At 71.5% G+C, this 18240-nt stretch carries 16 protein-coding genes; 8 read left to right on the top strand and 8 right to left on the bottom strand.

The genetic code is table 11. The features are described 5' to 3' along the window. Positions 1-42 precede the first annotated feature (42 nt). From ADL01_RS01805 to ADL01_RS01795, 3 genes are all read right to left on the bottom strand, one after another. Positions 43-1152 (bottom strand): HAMP domain-containing sensor histidine kinase, encoded by a 1110-nt coding sequence (locus ADL01_RS01805; RefSeq protein ID WP_053740070.1) that lies wholly within the window; start codon positions 1150-1152, stop codon positions 43-45. Beyond that, positions 1149-1886, bottom strand: a complete 738-nt coding sequence (locus tag ADL01_RS01800; protein WP_053740069.1) for a response regulator transcription factor — start codon at positions 1884-1886, stop codon at positions 1149-1151. The genes ADL01_RS01805 and ADL01_RS01800 overlap by 4 nt, the downstream gene beginning before the upstream one ends. A gap of 145 nt (positions 1887-2031) precedes the next feature. Further along, positions 2032-2730 (bottom strand): spermidine synthase, encoded by a 699-nt coding sequence (locus ADL01_RS01795; protein ID WP_053740068.1) that lies wholly within the window; start codon positions 2728-2730, stop codon positions 2032-2034. A 159-nt stretch (positions 2731-2889) separates the two neighbouring features. Here ADL01_RS01795 and ADL01_RS47620 point away from each other — a divergent pair, with 159 nt between their 5' ends. Further along, on the top strand, positions 2890-4926 hold the full coding sequence (locus ADL01_RS47620) for a rhomboid-like protein (RefSeq protein ID WP_420719674.1): 2037 nt from the start codon (positions 2890-2892) through the stop codon (positions 4924-4926). Here ADL01_RS47620 and ADL01_RS01780 read toward each other — a convergent pair. Further along, on the bottom strand, positions 4856-5614 hold the full coding sequence (locus ADL01_RS01780) for a GNAT family N-acetyltransferase (protein ID WP_234354455.1): 759 nt from the start codon (positions 5612-5614) through the stop codon (positions 4856-4858). The two genes, ADL01_RS47620 and ADL01_RS01780, sit on opposite strands and share 71 nt — an antisense overlap. Before the next feature lie 149 nt (positions 5615-5763). Here ADL01_RS01780 and lon point away from each other — a divergent pair, with 149 nt between their 5' ends. Next, on the top strand, positions 5764-8187 hold the full coding sequence (gene lon / locus ADL01_RS01775; protein ID WP_053740066.1) for an endopeptidase La: 2424 nt from the start codon (positions 5764-5766) through the stop codon (positions 8185-8187). 191 nt (positions 8188-8378) lie between these two features. Continuing rightward, on the top strand, positions 8379-8882 hold the full coding sequence (locus ADL01_RS01770; protein WP_053740065.1) for a MarR family winged helix-turn-helix transcriptional regulator: 504 nt from the start codon (positions 8379-8381) through the stop codon (positions 8880-8882). A 28-nt stretch (positions 8883-8910) separates the two neighbouring features. On the opposite strand, the gene ADL01_RS01765 is transcribed toward ADL01_RS01770, so the two are convergent. After that, positions 8911-9702, bottom strand: a complete 792-nt coding sequence (locus tag ADL01_RS01765) for a hypothetical protein (protein ID WP_053740064.1) — start codon at positions 9700-9702, stop codon at positions 8911-8913. A gap of 439 nt (positions 9703-10141) precedes the next feature. Between ADL01_RS01765 and ADL01_RS01760 the strand changes: the two genes are divergently transcribed. Genes ADL01_RS01760 through ADL01_RS01740 form a run of 5 tightly spaced genes read left to right on the top strand, consistent with a single transcriptional unit; the run spans position 10142 to position 15914 of the window. Beyond that, the gene (locus tag ADL01_RS01760) at positions 10142-13024 is read left to right on the top strand and encodes a nitrate- and nitrite sensing domain-containing protein (RefSeq protein WP_078960265.1); all 2883 of its coding nucleotides are present in this window, start codon (positions 10142-10144) and stop codon (positions 13022-13024) included. Beyond that, positions 13021-13575, top strand: coding sequence for a roadblock/LC7 domain-containing protein (locus ADL01_RS01755; RefSeq protein WP_053740062.1), 555 nt, complete (start codon positions 13021-13023; stop codon positions 13573-13575). The genes ADL01_RS01760 and ADL01_RS01755 overlap by 4 nt, the downstream gene beginning before the upstream one ends. Further along, entirely contained in the window at positions 13572-13979 is a 408-nt protein-coding gene (locus ADL01_RS01750) for a DUF742 domain-containing protein (protein ID WP_053740061.1), read from the top strand. The genes ADL01_RS01755 and ADL01_RS01750 overlap by 4 nt, the downstream gene beginning before the upstream one ends. Continuing rightward, complete coding sequence (locus ADL01_RS01745; protein WP_053740060.1) at positions 13960-14625, top strand: GTP-binding protein; 666 nt, start codon at positions 13960-13962, stop codon at positions 14623-14625. Before ADL01_RS01750 ends, ADL01_RS01745 begins: the two co-directional genes overlap by 20 nt. 35 nt (positions 14626-14660) lie before the next feature. After that, positions 14661-15914 carry a styrene monooxygenase/indole monooxygenase family protein gene (locus ADL01_RS01740; RefSeq protein WP_053740059.1) on the top strand — a complete coding sequence of 418 codons (1254 nt, stop codon included), beginning with the start codon at positions 14661-14663 and terminating at the stop codon, positions 15912-15914. Here ADL01_RS01740 and ADL01_RS01735 read toward each other — a convergent pair. From ADL01_RS01735 to ADL01_RS01725, 3 genes are all read right to left on the bottom strand, one after another. Further along, the gene (locus ADL01_RS01735; protein WP_078960264.1) at positions 15887-17137 is read right to left on the bottom strand and encodes a C40 family peptidase; all 1251 of its coding nucleotides are present in this window, start codon (positions 17135-17137) and stop codon (positions 15887-15889) included. The two genes, ADL01_RS01740 and ADL01_RS01735, sit on opposite strands and share 28 nt — an antisense overlap. A 103-nt stretch (positions 17138-17240) precedes the next feature. Further along, a complete protein-coding gene (locus ADL01_RS01730; protein ID WP_053740058.1) occupies positions 17241-17561 on the bottom strand; it encodes a hypothetical protein in 321 nt (106 codons plus the stop codon). A gap of 4 nt (positions 17562-17565) precedes the next feature. Beyond that, positions 17566-18222 (bottom strand): TetR/AcrR family transcriptional regulator, encoded by a 657-nt coding sequence (locus ADL01_RS01725; protein WP_053740057.1) that lies wholly within the window; start codon positions 18220-18222, stop codon positions 17566-17568. Positions 18223-18240: the final 18 nt, after the last annotated feature.

Genomic DNA, 18240 nt, shown 5'->3' with positions numbered 1-18240 from the left:
CGGATGTCAGGTGGATCTTGCGGCTCCGCTTCGAACTTTACGTCAACTTGGGACGGATGACTCTCCCGGAAGGGTGACCAAAATCCGGCAACCTCGCTCGGATTCGGCCACACCGATCCGGCCGCCGTGCAGATCGACCGCCCAGCGGGCGATCGCCAGCCCGAGACCCGTACCGCCGTCGCTGCCGGGCCCGTGCGGCGAGCTGACGCCGCCTCGGTTGAACCGCTCGAAGACGCGGTGCCACTCCGAACGCGGAATGCCCGGACCCTCGTCCAGGATCTCCAGCTCCAGCGACTCCGGGGGCGTCCCGCGCCGCGCCTTCACCGTGACCCGGCCGTGCGCGGGGCTGTGCTTGACCGCGTTGTCGATCAGATTGGCGACGACCTGGTGGAGGCGCTCCGGATCGGCGTGCGCGATCAGCTCGGGCGGGTTGACGTCGAGGTGCAGATGGACGTCGTTACGGGTGTGACCGCCGGAGCCCGAGGCGATGCCCGCGCGCGTGGAGGCGAGCATGTTGGCCTCCTTGAGCACCCCGGACAGATACGGCCAGACCTCGAACCGGCGCTTGCGCAGCGGTACGACCCCGTTGTCGAGCCGGGAGAGGTCCAGCAGGGTCTCCACCAGCCGCCCGAGCCGCTCGGTCTGCTTGAGCGCCGTACGCATGGTCTCCGGATCGGCGGCCGAGACCCCGTCCACGACGTTCTCCAGCACCGCGCGCAGACCCGCGATCGGGGTGCGCAGCTCGTGCGAGACGTTGGCCACCAGCTCCTTGCGCTGACGGTCCTGGGCCTCCAGCTCGTCCGCCATGACGTTGATCGTCTGGGCCAGGTCGCCCAGCTCGTCCCAGCGGTTCTCGCGCACCCGGCGCGTGTAGTCGCCGTGCGAGATGGAGCGGGCCACCGCGTTCATGTCGTCCAGCGGCGCGGTGAGCGAATGGGCCACGAACTGCGTTATCAACAGCGTGGCGATCATCGAGAAGACCGTGATGAAGCGGAGCTCCGTCTTGGTGTGCACCGCGATCATGGACAGACCGGTGGTGATCAGCACCGAGACGACGACCAGTGCGCCCAGCTTGGTCTTGATCGAGAACGGACGAACGCCGCCCCAGGGCTCCCCGGAGCTTCTCCGTGCGGCCGGCCGCCCCAGGTTCATGGCGTCGGTGTCTCCAGTGCGTAACCGACCCCGTGCACCGTACGGATCCGCTCGGCGCCGATCTTCCGGCGCAGCGCCTTGATGTGGCTGTCGACGGTGCGGGTGCCGGAGGCGTCCGCCCAGTCCCACACCTCGGCGAGCAGCTGCTCGCGGGAGAGGACGGCGCGGGGCGTGTTGGCGAGGCAGACGAGCAGGTCGAACTCGGTGGGCGTGAGGTGCACGTCCTCGGAGCGCACCCGCACCCGCCGCTGCGCGTGGTCGATCTCCAGCTCGCCGAGCCGCAGGATGCCGGAGCGCGGCGTCGACGCGGCGATGGCGGCCCGCTCGACGCGGCGCAGCAGTACGTGCACCCGCGCGGCCAGCTCACGCATGGAGAAGGGCTTCGTCATGTAGTCGTCGGCGCCGACACCGAGCCCGACCAGCATGTCGGTCTCGTCGTCGCGCGCGGTGAGCATCAGTACGGGTACGGCCCGCTGGGCCTGTACGCGCCTGCATACTTCCAGCCCGTCGAACCCGGGCAGCATGATGTCGAGGATCAGCAGATCGGGCTGCCAGGCCTCGGCGGTGTCGACGGCGGCCGGCCCGTCGCCCGCGGTCTGCACGAGAAATCCCTCTGCGCGCAGACGGGCCGCGATGGCGTCGACGATCGTCGGGTCGTCCTCGACCACGAGAACCCGGCGCTGGGCGCCAGGAGTCGCCGCCGCGCCGTTCTGGGAGGTGTGTGTCTGCTCCATCGCCCGCCCCTGAAGTGTGCTTTTCGGAACCTGTGGGGTGGTTCCTTGGCTGCGCTTGTCCGCGCATGACTGCGATTGACGCACGACTGATCGGATGAGTGATCGGCGTCAGGGAAGCAGAGTACGGGCAGTCACCGCGTGGGGGCTATCCAGGCCGGACGGCGAGGTGGACGACGTCGGGGACGCCCCGGGCAACCTGGATCTCTTCGGTGCGTACTGCCCGGAACCCGGCATTCCATAGAGTTTGCTCAAATTCCCGGGAGGGCTGCGCGGACCACACCGCGAGTACCCCCTCCGGCCTCAACACCCTTGCGCAGCCCGCCAGTCCGGCCTGCGAATACAGGCCTTCGTTGTCCTCCGTGACGGTCCAACCAGGCCCGTTGTCGATGTCGAGACACAGCGCGTCAAATGTGGCGCAGGTCTCATGGACGTATTTCACGAGGTCGGCTTCGACGATCCGGGTGCGGGGGTCGGCGAGGGCACCGGCGGAGAGCGGGGCGAGCGGCCCGTTCCGGTGCCAGTCGATGATCGCGGGTTCCCGTTCGACGACGGTGATGCGTCCCCAGTACGGGTCGGCCGCGGCGTGCGCGAGTGAGAACCCGACGCCGAGGCCGCCGATCAGAACGTGCGGGGCGGGGGCGGCGCGGTCGCCGCCGAGGGCGTCGCGGGCGGCGTCGACGAGCAGGCGCTCGGAGCGGCCGTCCGAAGTATCCATCAGGAAGCACCCGTTGGCGATGATCTGGAGTAACTCCCCGTGCCTCCGCAGCGCGACCTCGCCGTACGGACCCTCACGGCGGTCCAGGACTTCTGGGGCTTCGTGGAAGGCGGTCGTCGTCCGGGTCATACGGACATTTTGGCAGCGCGCGCGGGGACGGGCCCGGCCTTTGCGGGACTTGCGGCACGTGTCGGCTTGCTGTGAATCGGCTGCCGCGTGGCGCCGGTCACAGACAGCGGGCCGGTCGAGGGCCAAGGCTGTGGGGTGAAACGGAAGGAGCGCCTCACCGTGGAACGGGCCGATGCGCTGGGTGATGTGACGCCGGGTCCGCCGGCGTGCTCGGACGTGCCCGTCGCGGACGGCGTGCGGCTGCTGGACGGGCTGCCGAGGCAGCGGGGACCGGCGCAATCCGTGACCGCGCGGCCCGTGACCGCCCAGGGCGCCGCCCCCGGCAGACGGTGGGTCGCGCGCCCCTGGCGTCTTCTCCCCTCGCCCACCGGAACCCCGTTCACCTGCGCGTTCGCCGCTGTCCTCCTGGTCACGTCCTTCGTCTCCGAACACGCCGACCCCGCCCTCGTGCACACCCTCCACCAGGGCTCCAGTACGGAGGTCGCCCATCTCGTACGGACGCCCGTGCTCGTGTTGGTCGCCAGCGCGCTCTGGGTCGTGGGCGGCGTGACCTCTCCGTACGTCGTTGTCCTCCTCTTCGTCCTCACCGCGCTGGAACGGCGGATCGGCGGTCCGCGCACCGCCGGGGTGTTCGCGCTCGGGCATGTGCTGGCCACCCTCGTGACCGAGGTGCCGGTGGGGCTCGCGGTGCTGGTGGGGGCGCTGCCCGCGAGTTCGGCGCACCGGCTCGACTACGGGATCAGCTTCGGGGTCGCGGCGAGTGTGGGGGCGCTGGCCGGGCTGCTGCGGCCCTGGCTGGGGTGGCCGATGCTCGCGGTGTTCGGCGGGGCGCTGGCTCAGGATCTCGTCGAGTACGCCAATCCGCTGACCAACTGGGGGCATGTGGTGGCGCTGGCCATCGGGGTCGTGGCCGTGGGTGCGCAGGGCCCGGCGAACAGGAGAATCACGGAAAGTCACCGCTCGACTACAACGATCCCGATAACCTGCCCGGAGGGGTGGGGCCGGGGTGGCGCGCGGTCGCACCGGAGGCCGAGGGCTGCCGAGGGGGTCGGTGTGGGGGAGAGGCTGCGTGTCGCGGACGTCGAGCGGGTGCCGACGGAGCGGCTGGTCGAGCTGATCACCGAGAGCTTCGACAACCTCGTGACCGTGGCCATCGCGGAAGCCGTCCACGGGAGGTTCCTCCCACCGCGCACCGGCCGCCTGTTGCGAAAGGCGGAATGGCGGCTGGACTGGCAGGACGCCCTGCTGTGCGCCGGCGGGGAACTCCAGGTCGCCACCGAGCGGATGCGGTACACGGGCGACCCCCGCCTGGAGGTCACCGAGCACCGGCTGAGCCGGGTTCGCCATCGCGCCCACGAGGCCGCCGTCCTGGTCAAGAAGCTGCGGCGCAACGACTTCCACAACAGCCGGGAACGCAAGAGCGGTACGAACTCCCACCTCACGGCCCAGGGCTGGCTGAGGCTCGCGTTCCCGGACGAGTACGCCGAGTCGGTCCAGCGGGAGCGCGACCGGCGGCACCTGAGCGACTTCGCGGAGCCGCCCGCGTTCCGTGACGTGCACGACGAGATCGCGTACGCCGTCGGTGAGGGCCGGCTCTCCGCGCCGCGTTCCCCGGCGGTCGACGCGCTGCTCTCGGCCGCCGACACCGCCGTACGGCTGGCCGCGGCCGACGACGCCAAGGACCAGGAGGAACGCGACATGGCGCTGCGGCATCCGCTGATGCTGAAACGGTGGGAGAACGCCCTGCGGGAACTGGGCGAGATGGCCGCGGAACGGGCTCGCGCGGAGACGCCGCACGCTCTGGGCACGCTTCCCGACGACTTCCGCACGCTGTCCGAGGCGGAAGCGGTCGCGGTGCTCAACGCCCGGCGGTTCCTCGCGGCCGTCCAGCAGCGGCGCATGGAGTGCAAGCGGTACGTCCGGCAGCTCACCCAGGCGTTGCGCGAACGGGCGCTCGAAAATCCGTACACGCTGGCCGCGTCCGAGGCCAAGGCGGCGGCCGACCGGCTTCTCCTCGAAGGGCATCCGGCGGAATACGCCTTCATCCGCGCCGAGTTGCGTGTGCATGAGGAGTACGCCGGCCGGCTGCCCCTGTCCCTCGTCAGCAGCCCGGGGCGCGCCGAGATCAAACGCCGGGTCCTGGGCGCTCTGGCGGACGGCTCGTGGCTGTGCTCCACGCTGCCGGAAGCGCGCTGACCCCGGAGGGCTCCGTCTCCGCCCCGGTGAAGTGCGCGCTGGTCAGCGGCGCCTCCACGCGCCAGCCCAGTGCCTCGTACAGGGCCCGTCCGTCCGGCGTCCCGGCCAGTACGCCTCTTTCCGCGCCCTGTGCGAACGCCTCCCGCACGAGGGTGCGCATCACGAAGGTGCCCAGGCCCCGGCGACGGTGCGCGGCGGAGGTCGCCACCTGGTCGACGACCGCCGTCCGGCCCGTGGGGGCGATCTGGCCCCGGGCGGCCCAGGAACCGTCGGCCCCCGCGAGCATCACGCGCGTGACGCCGCCGCGCGTCCAGACGCGGACCCGGTAGCCGTCGGGGACGGCGGGCGCCTCCGCGGCGGTCAGCGGGACCGACATCAGGTAGCCCGGGTCGGGGTCGACCGACCAGCCGTCGCCGAGCCACCCGCCGACCCTCGCCGGGTCGTCGAACACCTTGAGCCACACGCCCGACCCGGTCACGGCGTCGGCGATCTTCCGGACGGTCCGTTCCTCGACGTCGTCGTTCACCGCGTCCAGGACGTGCCGGGTGACGGCATGGGCCAGGCCCATGTCGATCGTGTATCCCCAGGGTTCCACCAGGGGTGGCGACGCCCCGCGCGAGACGACCCAGCCGTCGACCCAGGCCCGCACGGTTCCGTCCACGCCTACCTCCCCGTAATAGATGTTCATGGCCCTTGCCTGTTACTTCGCCGACTGTATGCGGGTGCTCCGGTGCGCCGACAGAGGTGATCGCTCACGGCGAACACGCCCAGGGGAACAATCGGCCCCGCCCAAGCATTGAGTCGGCATAACTCAACTTGACTGCCGAAGGGGAGATCATGGCTGCTGAGTCCGAGGCGTTCACACCGCTCACCCTGCCCGTGCTGCCGCTCGACGACGAGGTCGTGCTGCCCGGGATGGTGGTTCCGCTGGACCTGAACGACGCCGATGTACGGGCCGCGGTGGAGGCCGCCCAGGCCGCCGCGCGCACCGAGCCCGGCAAGCCCAGGATCCTGCTGGTGCCGCGCATCGACGGAACGTACGCGGGCACCGGTGTCCTCGGCACCGTCGAGCAGGTCGGCCGGCTGGCCGACGGGGATCCGGGCGCCCTGATCCGCGCCCGGGGCCGGGTGAGCATCGGCGCCGGGACCACGGGGCCGGGGGCCGCGCTGTGGGTGGAGGGGACGCGGATCGATGAGACCGTCCCGGACCCCCTGCCCGGTCATGTCACCGAACTCGCCAAGGAATACAAGGCACTTGCCACCGCCTGGCTGCGCAAGCGCGGCGCCTGGCAGGTCGTCGACCGGGTACAGGCCATCGACGATGTCTCCGCCCTTGCCGACAACTCCGGTTACTCACCCTTCCTCAGCACCGACCAGAAGATCGAGCTGCTGGAGACCGCCGACCCGGTGGCCCGGCTGAAGCTCGCCACCCAGCACCTGCGCGACCACCTCGCCGAGCAGGATGTCGCCGAGACCATCGCGAAGGACGTCCAGGAGGGCGTCGACAAGCAGCAGCGGGAGTTCCTGCTGCGCAAGCAGCTGGAAGCCGTACGCAAGGAACTGCGCGAGATCAACGGCGAGCAGGACGGCGAGGAGTCCGACGACTACCGGGCCCGCGTCGAGGCCGCCGACCTGCCGGAGAAGGTGCGCGAGGCCGCTCTCAAGGAGGTCGACAAGCTGGAGCGGTCCTCCGACCAGTCGCCCGAGGGCGGCTGGATCCGGACCTGGCTCGACACCGTCCTCGAACTGCCCTGGAACGAGCGGACCGAGGACTCCTACGACATCCAGGGCGCCCAGACCGTGCTCGACGCCGAGCACGCGGGGCTGGAGGACGTGAAGGAGCGCATCACCGAGTACCTCGCCGTGCGTAAGCGGCGCGCCGAGCGCGGACTCGGGGTCGTGGGCGGGCGCCGTGGCGGCGCCGTGCTCGCGCTCGTCGGGCCGCCCGGGGTCGGCAAGACCAGCCTCGGTGAGTCCGTCGCGCACGCCATGGGCCGCAAGTTCGTCCGGGTCGCGCTGGGCGGGGTCAGGGACGAGGCCGAGATCCGGGGGCACCGGCGGACGTATGTCGGCGCGCTGCCCGGGCGCATCGTGCGGGCCATCAAGGAAGCCGGGTCGATGAACCCCGTCGTTCTCCTCGACGAGATCGACAAGGTCGGCTCCGACTTCCGGGGCGACCCGGCCGCCGCGCTGCTCGAAGTGCTCGACCCGGCGCAGAACCACACGTTCCGCGACCACTACCTCGAAGTCGAACTCGACCTCAGCGACGTCGTGTTCCTCGCCACCGCCAACGTCCTCGAAGCCATTCCCGAGGCCCTGCTCGACCGGATGGAGCTCGTCCGGCTGGACGGGTACACGGAGGACGAGAAGGTCGTCATCGCCCGGGACCACCTGCTGCCCCGGCAACTGGAGCGGGCCGGCCTGGAGAGCCCGGAAGTCACCCTCGACGAGAGCGCGTTGCGCAAGCTCGCCGGGGAGTACACCCGGGAGGCCGGCGTCCGCAACCTCGAGCGGTCCATCGCGCGGCTGCTGCGCAAGGTCGCCGCACAGCACGAACTCGGGGAGCGGAAGCTGCCGTTCACCGTCACCGAGGACGATCTGCGCGCCCTCATCGGCCGGCCCCACCACGTGCCCGAGTCCGCCACGGACCCGGCCGAGCGGCGCACCGCCGTACCCGGTGTGGCGACCGGGCTCGCGGTCACCGGCGCCGGGGGCGACGTCCTCTACGTCGAGGCCTCGCTCGCCGACCCGGAGACCGGGGCGGCGGGGCTCACGCTCACCGGGCAGCTCGGTGACGTGATGAAGGAGTCCGCGCAGATCGCGCTCTCCTTCCTGCGCTCGCACGGCGCCGAACTGGAACTGCCCGTGGGTGACCTGAAGGACCGGGGCGCGCACATCCACTTCCCGGCGGGGGCCGTGCCCAAGGACGGTCCGAGCGCGGGCGTCACCATGACGACCGCCCTCGCCTCGCTGCTCAGCGGACGGCTCGTGCGGACGGACGTCGCCATGACCGGCGAGGTCTCGCTGACCGGGCGGGTGCTGCCCATCGGCGGTGTGAAGCAGAAGCTGCTCGCCGCGCACCGGGCCGGCGTCACCACCGTGATCATCCCCAAGCGTAACGAGGCCGACCTGGACGACGTCCCGGCCGAGGTCCTGGAGAAGCTCGACGTCCACGCCGTCACGGACGTCCGCCAGGTCCTCGAACTGGCGCTCACCCCGGCTCAGAACCCGGCGGAGGTGAAGGTTCCGGCAGCGGCGTGACGGACGCTGCCGGTCGGCGAGGGCCCGGGTCCCGGAAGGGGTCCGGGCCTTCCCGTAGGGCGGTCCGGGCTCTGGAGGGGACCTGACGGGCGCCGTCTCTCCCAGGCTGCGAAATACTGTCCGAGCTGCGGCGACGGCCGTGTTCGACGGAAAATTTCTTCAGCGGCGAGAACCGGATCAGGGGTGCTGACGTGGACGAGGACGGCAACGGCGCGAGAAGCCTCGGCGGGCGGCGTGTCGAACCCACGACGCCCGGGCCCGGGGTCGAGCGGGAATTCCTCGCCCTGGAGCGCGAGTTGACCGTGTTCCTGCGGCGCGCCCGGGCCAACTCCGGGGAGATGGCCCGCGAGGTCCATCCCGACCTGGAGTCGTCGGCGTACGGGCTGCTGGTGCGGCTCGACGAGTGCGGGCGCCAGCGGGCCACCGAGCTCGCGGCCTACATCGGCGTCGGCAAGGCGACCATGTCCCGGCAGCTGCGCGCCCTGGAGGACCTGGGCCTCGTCGCCCGCGAGCCGGACCCGGCCGACGGTCGCGCCTGGCTCGTCCACCTCACGGACGAGGGCCGCGCCCGCTTCCGTACCGTCCGCGAGGCACGACGGGCGCGGTACGTGCGTGAGCTGGCCGCCTGGGACCGCGTCGAGGTCGCCGAGCTGGCCCGGCTGCTGCATCAGCTGAACGCCGGCATGGAGAAGTAGGGCCCCGGCCGCCCGCCCTCGGAGCTCCTCACAGCTCCACGTACGCCACCGTCGCGTCGTCGTGCGTCTTGGCGCGGCCCAGGCGCAGCCGGCCCCCCTCCGCGTCCGCCCGCTCCAGCTCCCGTACGCGGTGCACCAGCGCCCCCGCGCCCTCCTTGCGTACGGCGGTGAAGCAGGCCGTCCAGTCGCCCTCGCCGAACCTCTCCACCCAGCGGGTCGCCCCGTCCGTCAGGGCGGCCAGGGCGCGCACCTCCGCGCGCGGCAGCGAGCCCGTCACCGCGCGGGCCGCCACCGACGGATCGGCCGCCGCCGTGAAGAAGCCGCACTCCTTGTTCCGTACCGTCGCGTCGGCGATCGCGTCCGAGGCCAGACAGGCGCGTGGGACACGGGACAGCCGGTCGTCCAGGTGTGCGATGACCGTGCCGTCCGGGGACTCGGTCAGCAGGGCGGCGTCGGACAGCACCAGGTGCTCGACGGTGGCCGGGGACCAGCGGGCGAGAACCACGGTTGCCTGAGGCGTACGCGGGTGAGAAAGGTCACAGGTTTGCGTGTGGGCCTCGGCGGTACGAGAGATGGCCGCCGCCAGTACCTCCGTCAGGGGCATATCCCGGAGCGAAAGCGACAGTTCGGTCAGCGCACCGCCGAGCCGGGCCGTGTACCAGGGGACGGAATGCAGACAGCCCGTGCCCGTTCTCGGGGGAGTGACCCCGTCCAGCAGGACGAGCGAACCGCCCTGCCCTGAGGCGGGGAGTCCGATCGCCGCGAAGTCCTCATTGGGGCGGGCCGGATCGCCGGGCTCCGTGACGAGTTCAGTGCGCATCCAGCCAGTCTCCACGAGCCCTCCACAAACTTCTCGAAAGGCTGGCAACGATTGCGGAAACGGCGTGCGACCGCCGATAAGCCGCCTGTTCTGGGAGGTAATGGGCTGGTTCGTGAAGACGTCGCGGCGGATAATGTCAAAGCCCGCCGCCCACGTCCAACCGGCCTGCCCGGCACAGCCACAGCACAGGCCAGAGGAACTTGCCGCCAACTCCCCGCCGATGTTGACTCCTTGATGTTCACTCCTTTGAGTGGCGGGTCAGGTGACGCGCGCTCCCCGCCCACGGGCATGGGAGGGTCGGGAGCCGGGCCGTGCCGGAGAACCGGGACCGTAACCGGGTGAGCGGCAGGCCAGAACCATCCGGGCGGCCAGGCAGTTGACGGATTGTCATCCCGGTCCGACGGATCGTCACCCGGGCCCATGGGCACACGAGTCAGGAATGCGAGCACCGGTGCAGAAGACGCGGCCTCGGCGCACAGGCAGGCAGACACCTCCCGCAGGGAGCACTGCCGGTGGCGCCCCGACCGATCCCGCGGGCCGGGGACGACCCGCCCACGTCCGCAACCGGCTCATCGTGGCCGTCGCCGTCGTGGCCGCCGCGATCGCCGGGGCCGGTGCCCCGTCCGTCATCGCAGCCTCCTCCCAGCTCCACGACTCCCAGAGCCTGGTCACCCTCGCGGCCCGGACCCAGGACGCCCTGACCCTCGCCCACTCGCTCGCCGACGAACGCGACGAGGTCACCGTCTACCTCGCCGCCGGCCGCGCCAAGGTGAAGGCCCCCTCCGCGCAGCGCACCGCCCGCGTCGACCGGCAGGTCGGCGACCTGCGCGCGAACCCCGACACCCCGCCCGCGCTGCTCGTCGACCTCGACGGCATCAAGTCGTTGCGCGAAGGGGCACTCACCGGGAAGAACACCGCCCTCCAGGCGCACCAGTCGTACACCGCGGCCATCGCCTCACTGCACCGCCTCGCCGGGCAACTGGCCGAGAAGCAGCCGCCCCGCGCGGGCGCCGGCGCGTACGCCCTCGCCGAGCTCGACTCCGCCGTCCAGCAGGCCGCCGCCGCCCGGGGTCTCCTGCTGGCCGCGCTCAGTGTGCCGACGTCCACCGAGAGCGTGTACAACCCGATCACCGGACTGACCTCCGAGCAGACGGTCACCACCCCGGCGAACGCCAAGCAGCGGGACGCGCTCAGCGCCGCCGCCCAGCAGGCCCGCCTGCGCTCGGACGCGGCGCTCGGCGACTTCCGCGAGAACGCCCCCGAGGCCGCCGTCGGCAGCTACGACTCGACGGTCACCGGACCCGAGGTCGACAGCGCCGACAAGTACCTCGCCTCGCTCACCGACCAGCCCACGCTGTCCTCCCGCGACCTCGGCACCGGCCTCAGCGCCGCGGACGCGGCCCTCTCCGCCCGCGTCGAGCTGATGCGCGGCGTCGAGTCCTCCCTCTACGACCGCCGCACCAAGGCCCTCGTCCAGCTCCGCGACGACGACGTCACCGACCTGGAGATCCGGATCGCCGCCCTCGGCGCCCTCGTCCTGGTCGCCGTCGGTATCGCCACCGCCATGGCCCGCTCCCTCACCCGCCCGCTGTCCGTGCTGCGCCGGGGCACCGCCAGGCTCGCCGAGGCCGCCGACCCGCTCGCCGAGGAACCGGTCAAGTTCACCGGCCGCAACGACGAGTTCGCCCAGGTCGTCCGCTCCGTCAACGCCCTGCACGCGCGCGCCCTCTCCGTCCACGAGCGCATCGCCACCCTGGAGTCCGACCGCAAACACCTGGTCGGCCAGCGCCAGAAGATGGCGGACGCCCGCGAGGAACTGCGCGCCGAACTCGACGACGCCGCCGCACAGTTGACGCGCACCCGGGACAGCGTCCACGGCACCTTCGTGAACCTCGCGCTGCGTACCCTCGGCCTGGTCGAGCGTCAACTCGCCGTCATCGAGGGCATGGAGGAGCGCGAGCAGGACCCGGACCGGCTCGCCACCCTCTTCAAGCTCGACCACTTCGCCACCGTGATGCGCCGGCACAGCGAGAACCTCCTCGTCCTCGCCGGCGTCGAACACGGCCAGCAGCACACGAATCCCGTCCCGCTCGTCGACGTGGTCCGCGCCGCCGTGAGCGAGATCGAGCGGTACGAGCGGGTACGTATCGCCGCGCTGCCGCCGCATGCGCATCTCGCCGGGTTCGCCGCCGACGACGTCAGCCATCTGCTGGCCGAACTCCTGGAGAACGCCACCTCGTTCACCCCGCCCGAGCTCCCGGTGGAGATCTCCGGCTGGCTCCTGGAGAGCGGCGAGATCATGCTCTCCGTCCAGGACGAGGGCATCGGCATGACCGCCGAGCGCCTGGTCCGCCTCAACTCCCGCCTCGCCGACTTCGATCCGGACGCGCCGCACGAGGCGGCCGAGGACGAGGAGAGCGAGGGTGGCGACGGGATCGGGCTCGGGCTGTACGTCGTCGCGCGGCTCGCGCACCGGCACGGAGTGCGGGTGCAGCTGCGGGAGCAGAGGGAGGGCGGTGTCGCGGCGGTCGTCGTCCTGCCGAAGGCGCTGCTGGCCCCGGACCCGGCCGTCGTCACGCCGTCGGCGGCGTCGACGCTGTCCTTCCCGGGAATCGACGCGGAAGTCAACTCCAATGTCCTGCAAGGACGTTCGGAGGCGGAGGAGCCGGAAGGCGAGCCGCACGGGGAACTGCGCGGGGAGCCGACCGCAGAGTCGGAGGCGGAGTCGGGTGAAGCCCCGGCCGAGGACCCGATCCCGGCCTCCGACGCCCCGGACCTCATGATCGCCCTGGCCGAGCGGGCCGTACGGAACGCGGAAGCCGACGCCGAGGCCGCCCCGGCCGCACCGGAGCCGGACCCCGAGCCCCTTCCCGCGTCCGAGATCACCATGGAACTCCTCCTGCCGGTGCCCCCGGCCGAGGACGCCCTCGAGCCGGCCGTCCCCACGGCTCCCGACCCGCGTCGCATCGACCCAGACGTCCCCGACCCCTACGCCATCGGCCCCGACGCGCACGAGCGCGCCGAGGAGGAGCCGGTCACCGACAAGGGGCTGCCCAAGCGGACCCCGAAGATCACCGCGCCCGTGGCGCCGCCGACCTCACGCATCGGAGCCGTCGACGCGGAGGCCCTGCGCCGCAGGCTCGGCGGATTCCAGCGGGGCGCGCGCGACGGACGCCGTGACGTGGAGGCCGAGATCGCGGAACGGACGGGACAGCCGGTTCCGGCACCACAGACAGCACAGACGGAGCACCCGGCACGCACGGCGCCGCCGGCGCGTGCCGAAGAAACCACGGGGGGAACTGTCGAGGAGGCAAGCAGTTGACCGCGCCCAGTACCTTCGGCCTGAGTAGTGAAGCCCGCAACCTGCACTGGCTGCTGACCAATCTCGTCGAGGAGGTGCCGGGACTCACATCGGTCGCGGTCGTCTCCTCCGACGGCCTGCTCCTGCTCTCGTCCGACCCGGACAGGAACGCGGAACGCCGGCCCGACCGGCCGGCCGGCCCCAGAGGCTCCGCAGCAGATCTCGCCACGATCGTCTCCGGCATCGGCAGCCTCACCATCGGCGCCGCCAAGCTGATGGACTACGGCGGGGTCAAGCAGACCATGGTCGCGATGGAGGACGGCACCCTCTTCGTGATGTCGATCAGCGACGGCTCACTGCTCGGTGTGCACGGCTCCCCGGACTGCGACATGAGCGTGGTGGCGTACCACATGGCACTCTTCGTGGGCCGTGCCGGACACGTCCTGACCCCCGAACTCCGCAGTGAACTACGGGAGTCGATCGAACGCGGCGCGGCGGACGACGAGCCCGCCGGGGTCGCTCCGATGGCCGTCAGGACCGTGCGGGGCCGTACGGCGGAGGGCGCCAAGTGAGTACGCCGGGCACTCCCAAGCTTCCCGTCCGGGGCGGCGACCGAAAACCGGCCCGGGTACGCCCGTACTCGCTGACCGGCGGCCGGACCCGCTTCGGCCATGTCCTCCTCGTCGAGACGTTCGTCGCCGCGATCGAAGCGCCCGAGGAGCGCAGGGAACTGGAGAATGGTTCCCTCAGCACCCGGGTCGTGCCTGAGCTGCGGGCCATCGTCGAACTGTGCCGCCGGATGCGTACGGTGGCCGAGATCTCCGCCCTGATGAGGATGCCGCTGGGCGTGGTCCGCGTGCTCCTCAGCGATCTCGCGGACCAGGGAAAGATACGTGTGTACGGAACCGGCCACGGGCCGAGGCAGCCGGACCGCGCGCTGCTGGAAAGGGTGCTGAGTGGACTCCGTCGTCTCTGACGTCGCCAGGGGGGTCTCCCCGCTTCTCCATCTTCCGCCGGAAGGCCGACATCCTCTGCGGGACGAGGAGATGCGGCCGTGGCAGGAGGACCGCACCCGGGTGCCGATCGCCACGAAGATCGTGATCGCGGGCGGCTTCGGCGTCGGCAAGACCACGATGGTCGGCACCATCTCGGAGATCGAGCCCCTCCAGACGGAGGCGCTGATGACCGAGGCGAGTGAGGGCACCGACGACCTCACCGCGACCCCGGACAAGCACACGACGACCGTGGCGATGGACTACGGCCGCGTCACGCTCGACGACGACCTGGTGCTCTACCTCTTCGGTACGCCGGGCCAGCAGCGGTTCTGGTTCATGTGGGACGACCTGGTGCGCGGCGCGATCGGCGCGGTCGTACTGGCCGACACCCGGCGGCTGAAGGACTGCTTCCCGGCGCTCGACTACTTCGAGAGCAGCGGGCTGCCGTACGTCGTGGCCGTCAACCACTTCGACGGCAGCCCCGAGTTCGACGCCGAGGACGTGCGGGACGCGCTCACCGTGCCCGCGCACATACCCGTCATGATCATGGACGCGCGGCGCCGCCTCCCGGTGATCGAGACCCTGCTCGCTCTGGTGGGGCACGCGCTGGACGCCACTCCCGAGTAAGACACAGCCCGCGACAAAGGGAGAGACCAGACCGTATGCGGAAGATACTCGTCGTCGGAGCCGGTCAGGCCGGACTTCAGACAGCCCTCGGACTCCAGTCGCACGGGTACGAGGTCACGTTGATGTCCAACCGGACCTCGGACGAGGTCCGGTCCGGCCGGGTCTTGTCCACCCAGTGCATGTTCCACACCGCCCTCCAGCACGAGCGCGATCTCCAGCTGAACTTCTGGGAGTCCCAGGCCCCGAAGATCGAAGGACTCGGCGTCTCGGTCGCGGCCCCGGGCTCGCACGATCCGGGCCCGACGCAGCGCGCTATCGACTGGGTCGGCACCCTCGACGGCTACGCGCAGTCGGTCGACCAGCGGGTGAAGATGGCCGGCTGGATGGAGACGTTCTCCCAGCGCGGCGGCCAACTGGTCATCCACGGCGCGGCGGTCGGCGACCTCGACTACTTCTCCCGCACGTACGACCTGATCCTCGTCTCGGCGGGCAAGGGCGAGCTGGTGTCGATGTTCACCCGCGACCCCGCGCGCTCCCCCTACCGCGAGCCCCAGCGCGCGCTGGCCGTCTCCTACGTCCACGGCCTGGACCCGCGCCCCGAGCATCCCGACATGGACGCGGTGCGCTGCAACCTGGTCCCGGGCGTCGGTGAGCTGTTCGTCATGCCGACGCTCACCACCTCGGGCCGCGCCGACATCCTGTTCTGGGAAGGCATACCCGGCGGCCCCCTCGACGTCTTCCACGACGTCCGTGACCCGGCCGAACACCTCTCCCTGACCCTGGAACTCATGGAGCGGTTCACGCCGTGGGAGTACGCGCGGGCCACCAAGGCCGAACTCACCGATGTCGGCGGCACGTTGGCCGGCCGCTACGCCCCCATTGTCCGTAACCCGGTCGGCCGGCTGCCCGGCGGCGGCCTGGTCCTCGGTCTGGCCGACGTGGTCGTGGCGAACGACCCGATCACCGGACAGGGCTCCAACTCCGCCTCGAAATGCGCGGCTTCGTACCTCGCCTCGATCCTCGAACAGGGCGAGAAGGAGTTCGACGAGACCTGGATGCGGGCCACCTTCGACCGCTACTGGGACACCGCCCAGCACGTCACCAAGTGGACCAACGCGATGCTCAGCCCGCCGCCGGAGCACATCGTCAACCTCCTTGGCGCGGCAGGCCAGTTGCCCCCGGTGGCCCACCGCTTCGCCAACGCCTTCGACGACCCGTCGGACTTCGAGAACTTCTTCTACGAGCCGGAGAAGACGGCCGCCTATCTGGGATCGGTGACGGGCGCGTAGTCGCCGGGGCCGGCGGCTTCCGTGGGCTCGGCGGGCTCAGTGGGCTCAGTGGGCTCAGCGGGCGCCGTGGCGAGGGAGTAGCCCTCGTCCGAGCCCGCCGTGGCGTCGGCGGGGAGCTTCGGCGGGGTGTACCGCTCCACGGGCTCCCCGTCCGGGTCCGGCCGTACGGCGCCCAGTACCGGGTTCGCCGCGAGTGGCGACACCTTCACCTTCGCGCCCGGCCGCGGCGCCTGTACGACCATCCCGTCCCCGAGATAGAGGGCCACATGCGTGGCCTCGGGGAAGTAGACGACCAGGTCACCGGGGCGCAGCTCGGCCAGCGGGATGTGGGGCAGCCGCGCCCACTGCTCCTGGCTGGTCCGGGGGATGGGTCGCCCCGCCTTCTCCCAGGCCTGCGAGGTCAGCCCCGAGCAGTCGAACGTCGCCGGTCCCTCGGCACCCCACTCGTACGGCTTCCCGAGCTGCGCCACGGCCTCCCGAACTGCCCGCTCACCTTCCTCGGACGGCTTCCGGCCGGCGCTGAGAGCGCCGGAGGTGAGGAACCCGCTCTGTTTCCCGGCCACTTCGCCGCGCTCCAACTCGGCCAGTTCGGCGAGCTGTTCGGGACTCAGGGAGGCGAGCAGCTCCTCGACCTCCTTCAGCCGCCTCCGTACGGCGTCCCGGTCCTTCTGCTGCTGTTCGGCGAGGGTGAGCTGCTCGTCCAGGGCGGCTCGGGCCGCGCGGGCCAGAGTGTCGGTGCGCCGTTCGCCGCCGACCAGCCGCCCCACCGTCTCGGCCCGCTCCAGCGCCAACTGCCGGATCACATGGCCCTGTTCGAGGGCGTGCTGCGGATCGTGGGCCAGCAGGAGCTGTACGTACGGGGAGATGTCGGTGCTGTTCTGGTACTGCTGCCGGGCGAGCCGGCCGAGGGCGCCGCGCCGCTCGCGCAGGGAGAGCCGGGCGCGTACGAGCTGCGTGTCCAGGCGCTGGACCTCGGCGCGCTGCCGCTTCAGCCGCTCGGCGGTGGCGGCGTAGGTCCCGGTGGCCCGCTCGGCCTCGCGGTACAGCCGCTGAAGGTTCGTCAGGAGGGCCGCGACAGAGGGTGTTTCGTGGGCGGCGGGCTCGTCGGACGGCCGGGTCGCCGAGGGGGTCGGGCCGGGCGCGGCCAGCGCGGGGACCGGTACGAGGAACGTGCCGGCCGCCATCGCCGCCGTACAGACCAGACGCAGAAGCCTTCCTGACACGTCATCACCTCCGGTGCGAGGCGGCCCTTCCGCTCCGCACCGCGAGCTTGTGACGCGGGCGCGAGGTCCGCGCGCCGAGCGTGCGCGGTTCGGCCCAACCCCGTCACCCGTCGGTGTCGTCCGGCTTGCCGTGCGGCGTGGCGCCTGGTTTCGCGCCCGGTTTCGACCACGGCCACCGCAGCTTGCCGTCGTCGGCCTTCTCGCCCTCGGGGTCGTACGTGTACTTCCAGCCCGGGATCAGGCCCAGCTTTCCCGGGCGTCCACTGGGTACGCGCCGGTAGACCAGCACGGTCGGGGGGCCGCCCGCCGCGTCCGGCACCGGGACCCTGTACGTCTTCGGTGGGTGGCCGGTCGGGCCGAGCATGATGGGCAGCACACGGCCGTCCAGGGGGCCGCCCTCGAAGGCGGTGTCTTGGCTCTTCACGGGATCAGTTTCCGGTATCCGCGCCCAGCGCGTCGCGGACGACCGCCGCGGTCTGCGGGTCGCGTCCCGCCGTCACCGCGAGGACCGCCGTGAACTGCTCCACCAGCCAGTCCCGCAGCTCGTCCACCGGCGGCTCCTTCTCCTCGTCCAGCCAGATCAGCGAGGCCGCCTCGACCGCGGTGATCCACATCCGTACGGTCATCCGCAGCAGGAGGCCGGGTTCCGCGACCCCGAGGTGACTGAGGATGTGCGCGGCGGCGGTACGGCGGACCCGGTCCACTATGGCCGTCGTACGGGACGTCTCGACGACGCTGCCGCCCTGGAGTAGGGCGCTGAAACCGGCGTCGTGCTCGTCGACGAAGGTGAGATAGCGGTCCAGGGCGCGGGAGAGACGCTCGGGAAGCGGGCCCTCGGGGGGTTCGTCGAAGCAGAGTTCCAGTTCCTCGGCGGCGGAGCGGAGCGCGGCCTCGTACAGCTGCTGCTTGCCGCCGGGGAAGTAGCGGTACACGAGGGGGCGGGAGACTCCGGCCGCCTCCGCGACGTCGTCGAGGGAGACCTCTTCGGGGGTGCGGTGGGCGAAGAGGGTGAGGGCGGCTTCGAGGAGTTGGCTGCGCCGTTCCTCGACGCTCAGGCGACGGTAGGCGGGGGCGGCGGGGGGCATGTGTGCAGGGTAGTCCGG

It is taken from the genome of Streptomyces sp. NRRL WC-3618, from assembly GCF_001280005.1.
Taxonomy (GTDB): domain Bacteria; phylum Actinomycetota; class Actinomycetes; order Streptomycetales; family Streptomycetaceae; genus Streptomyces.
Note: the sequence above shows the minus strand (reverse complement) of the source record. Positions and strands in the feature narration are given on the sequence as shown.